This is a genomic window from Microcoleus sp. C2D2, assembly GCF_036702495.1.
Classification (GTDB): Bacteria; Cyanobacteriota; Cyanobacteriia; order Cyanobacteriales; family Microcoleaceae; genus Microcoleus.
The window spans coordinates 1-3156 of record NZ_JAUBTO010000322.1; the positions used below are offsets into that span (position 1 = coordinate 1).

Annotated in this window: 3 protein-coding genes; 2 read left to right on the forward strand and 1 reads right to left on the reverse strand. The window is 42.2% G+C overall.

The window, feature by feature from the left end:
* Window positions 1–66: 66 nt before the first annotated feature.
* A complete protein-coding gene (locus tag QUB61_RS38625; RefSeq protein ID WP_333190433.1) occupies window positions 67–198 on the forward strand; it encodes a hypothetical protein in 132 nt (43 codons plus the stop codon).
* A gap of 190 nt (window positions 199–388) precedes the next feature.
* On the opposite strand, the gene QUB61_RS38630 is transcribed toward QUB61_RS38625, so the two are convergent.
* A complete protein-coding gene (locus QUB61_RS38630) occupies window positions 389–1585 on the reverse strand; it encodes a CapA family protein (protein WP_333133790.1) in 1197 nt (398 codons plus the stop codon).
* 159 nt (window positions 1586–1744) lie between these two features.
* Here QUB61_RS38630 and QUB61_RS38635 point away from each other — a divergent pair, with 159 nt between their 5' ends.
* A complete protein-coding gene (locus QUB61_RS38635) occupies window positions 1745–2746 on the forward strand; it encodes a hypothetical protein (RefSeq protein WP_333133789.1) in 1002 nt (333 codons plus the stop codon).
* The last annotated feature ends 410 nt before the right edge of the window (window positions 2747–3156 follow it).

Sequence of the window (3156 nt, forward strand, 5' to 3'; positions counted from 1 at the left end):
CTAATGACTAATGACTAATGACTAATGACTAATGACTAATGACTAATGACTAATGACTAATGACTAATGACTGTTGATTCGATTTTACAATTCGATGCTAGCGGAGTTGATATGACGCGCTATTCTGCTGCCCATTTCGCACTGATTGGAAAGGATATCCAAGCTTGGGTAAATTTATTGGCTGAAGATTCGGCATGATTGTTCGATCGCCCAAATCTAAGTTTTCTACCCAAAATTTGAGTAGATTCTGAGCATAATTGCTGATTGACAAATGCTTCCCTAGCTTAAGCTGTTACCTTAGCAATGGGCACTGCCTGCGGATACAAATCGGTCGGCTCTGCCTCCAATTCCCATCACCAATGCCCAATTCCCAATTCCCCATGCCCAATTACTTTGATTTTTTCGGACTGTTCAAAGAGTTAAGATGATTGTTCATATCCTGCAAATATTTTGATATAATAGGATACTGTGAAGTTGCTAGCAGTGCATCTTTTTTCTGGCTGACAGTTGTTTGTAAGGGCAAAACGCGATAGTTCGTTTTATTGTTTTGAGTATAGCGGTGTACCCAAGTCGGAATGGTTTTGATGCTGGTAATTTCTGTAGTTTTTTCGGGAAATCTTTTGCGAATATTTACTTGCAAAATTACGCCTAAGTCTGTATAATTTTTAGTCTGACCGGAAATGAAGTTTCCCATTGAATAAATTGCTACAGCTTTGCGGGTTTTCCCATTTTTGCCGGGGAAAATAAAAATTTTGTAAGGTTGGACGACGTGGGGATGGCTGCCGAGAATGATGTCTGCACCAGCTTTTAATAGGTTTTCCACTAATTGTTTTTGTTGGGTGTTTGGCTGTCGCTGATATTCATTGCCAAAATGCAGGGAAATTGCGATAATATCTGCTCTTTGTTTGCGGGCTTTGGCAATGTCTTTGACTATCTTTTTTTCGTCTATTAGGGAAACTAAGTAATCTTTGCCTTTGGGTATGGGAATGCCGTTTGTGCCGTAGGTGTAGGCTAGCATGGCTAGGGAAATGTTGTTTTTGGTGCTGATTAAAGTACGATCGCCCGCAGCTTTCGATTCGGCTGTTCCTGTGTACGCAATTTTGCGATCGCTCAGATTGGCGATCGTCCTAATTACGCCTTTTTCTCCACGATCTAAGGCATGATTGTTCGCAGTTGTCAAGATATTAAATCCGGCTTTTTTAGCCGCATCCGCTAATTGAGCCGGTGCGTTAAATAGCGGATATCCCGTATATCCGCCCGCATCTTCCCCCGCTAAAGGTGTTTCGAGATTTCCGGTTACCCAATCGCCTGTTGATAGGATACTTTTAACTGGTGCGAAGAAACTGTCAAAATTGTATGTTTTCTTTTTTGCGTCGTAGCCCGATCGCGTTTGGGTACTGTGCATCATGATGTCGCCGACAGCAATTAGTGTTGCTTCTTCGATCTGAGACTTTGGTTCGGCCGGAACAGGGGCTGCAATTGGCGATCGACTTTCTGTAGGCTGTGTGTTGGTTTTTGGCGTTTGGATATTGCAGCCTGCGATCGAAAGCATAGCAATTAGCGAGAGCAACCGACGAAAATTCATGATTTTTGAGAGTAATTTGTCGGCTTATATGGTATCATGACCAAAACTTAAGTCAATAACATAAGTCTGTCATTGCAAACTGTAGTGAAGCAATCGCAGCATCTATTTTTCATTGGTTCTACGTAAGTCCTGATAAATAAATTAGTTGCCACTAAATAAATGACTAAAAAATATCTAATTATTGCCTTTATTGTTTTTGTATCAATTACGGGTATTGGTGTTTTGACTTACGCTCAAAGTTCGGGCGATTCTCTTCGGGATAGCTTCGTTTCACGACCTTTTGAATTTGCCTTGATTGGCGATTTGCCCTACAGTGCCGAACAGGAAGCAAAATTTCCGAATTTGATTGCAGATATCAATCGATCGCCCGCAGCGTTTGTTGTCCACTCCGGCGACATTAAAAACGGTTCTAGTGTCTGCGATGATGCAACTTTTGTCAGCCGCAAGCAGTTATTTGACAATTTTGAGATGCCGTTTATTCTTGCCTATGGCGATAATGAATGGACGGATTGCCACCGTTCAAAAAACGGCAGTTACGATCCAGTAGAAAGACTCGCTAAACTGCGAGAAATCTTCAGCCAGGGCAATCAAAGTTTGGGAAAGCGCACCTTAACTCTCACCCGTCAAAGCGAAAACCCGCAGTTTGCTAAATTCCGGGAAAATGTTCGCTGGATTTATCATGGCGTTGTGTTTTTCGCGATTAATATGCCCGGAAGCAACAACAATTTTGGCCGCACTCCCGAAGGAGATGCAGAATATGCCGATCGCAATTCAGCTAACTTAGCCTGGGTCAAAGAATCTTTTGCTTTAGCCAAACGCAGCAACAGCAAAGGAATTATGTTAGTTGCACAGGCCAATCCGGGATTTGAATTCGATCCGACGGACAAAAGAAGAAGTGGCTACAACGATTTTATCGCAACTCTGGAAACAGAAACAGCCAATTTCCCAGGGCAGGTTGTATTCGTCCACGGCGATACTCACTATTTCCGCATCGATAAACCTTTACCCTATTTTACCGATGAGACTCAATTACCGAGAATGCAAAATTTTACTAGAGTTGAAACTTTTGGTTCTCCTAACGTGCATTGGTTGCGGGCTTTTTATGACCCGGAAAATCCTAATTTGTTTGAGTTTAAGCAGCAGATTGTTCCGGAAAATTAGGCGAGGTAACACAAATTTTATGCAAAACAAATATTTTTTGAATTAACTGGTTTAACTGGTTCCCAGGCTCTTCCTGGGAACCGATGTCCAGAGGCTCTGCCTCGGCTGCTACAATGGAGGCAGAGCCTCCGGATATGCGTTACCAGGCTCTGCCTGGGAACGAGTATAATCATTTAGGATTGCTATAGCATCATTTTAATGCAAGATAAATATTTTTTTTGCTTGTACTGAAGATAGGTATAATTGAGGAATTTATTTATGACTATCGCAACTGAGCGCCTCACCATGGAAGAATTTCTGAAACTGCCAGAAACTAAACCGGCCAGCGAATACATTAGACCTCTTGCAAAAATCCTTTTCCTCAATTGATGGGACGGGCTCTTCGGCCCATCCCACAAGAAAAAATAACT

Coding starts and splice junctions, on each gene's coding strand:
- QUB61_RS38630 (WP_333133790.1), bottom strand. CDS start 1,585: ATGAATTTTCGTCGGTTGCTCTCGCTAATTGCTATGCTTTCGATCGCA.
- QUB61_RS38625 (WP_333190433.1), top strand. CDS start 67: ATGACTGTTGATTCGATTTTACAATTCGATGCTAGCGGAGTTGATATG.
- QUB61_RS38635 (WP_333133789.1), top strand. CDS start 1,745: ATGACTAAAAAATATCTAATTATTGCCTTTATTGTTTTTGTATCAATT.